The sequence below is a fragment of the Caballeronia sp. GAFFF1 genome (genome assembly GCF_023630705.1).
GTDB lineage: Bacteria > Pseudomonadota > Gammaproteobacteria > Burkholderiales > Burkholderiaceae > Caballeronia.
Genome location: NZ_JALQEM010000053.1, coordinates 1 through 971, shown reverse-complemented (window position 1 = coordinate 971; position 971 = coordinate 1). Strand labels below are relative to the sequence as shown.

1 protein-coding gene is annotated in these 971 nt (G+C 65.8%); it reads left to right on the top strand.

The window, feature by feature from the left end:
* Positions 1–971 (top strand): acetyl-CoA C-acetyltransferase (locus NCR37_RS28265; protein WP_250476108.1); only part of this gene is annotated, 971 nt, incomplete at both ends.

The window sequence follows — 971 nt, the reverse complement described above, 5'->3', positions numbered from 1 at the left end:
GCGGGTCTGAAGCCCGAGCAAATCAGCGAAGTCATTCTGGGTCAGGTGCTGACCGCGGGCTCGGGCCAGAACCCGGCGCGCCAGTCGGTCATCAAGGCCGGCTTGCCGGAGATGGTTCCCGGCATGACGATCAACAAGGTCTGCGGCTCGGGACTCAAAGCAGTGATGCTCGCGGCCAACGCAATCATCGCGGGCGATTCCGAGATTATCGTTGCGGGCGGCCAGGAGAACATGAGCGCGGCGCCGCACGTGCTGCCCGGCTCGCGCGACGGCTTCCGCATGGGCGATGCGAAGCTGATCGACTCGATGATCGTCGATGGCCTGTGGGACGTCTATAACAACTACCACATGGGCACCACGGCCGAGAACGTCGCGAAGGAATACGGCATCACGCGCGAAGCGCAGGACGCGTTCGCGGCGCTGTCGCAGAACAAGGCGGAAGCCGCGCAGAAGGCCGGCCGCTTCAGCGATGAGATCGTGCCGGTGTCGATTCCGCAGCGCAAAGGCGAGCCGATCCAGTTCGCGACCGACGAATTCGTGCGCCACGGCGTCACCGCCGAAGCGCTCGCGGGACTGAAGCCCGCGTTCTCGAAGGAAGGCACAGTGACGGCGGCGAACGCATCGGGCATCAACGACGGCGCGGCGGCGGTGGTCGTGATGTCGGCCAAGAAGGCCGAGGCGCTTGGCTTGACGCCGCTCGCGCGCATCAAGGCGTACGCGAGCGCGGGCGTCGACCCGAAGATCATGGGCATGGGTCCGGTGCCGGCATCGAAGCGCTGTCTGGAACGCGCGGGCTGGAGCGTCGACGATCTCGACCTGATGGAGATCAACGAAGCATTCGCCGCGCAGGCGCTGGCGGTGCACAAGCAGATGGGCTGGGATCAGGAAAAGATCAACGTGAACGGCGGGGCGATCGCGATCGGGCATCCGATCGGCGCATCGGGCTGCCGCATTCTGGTCACGCTGCTGCA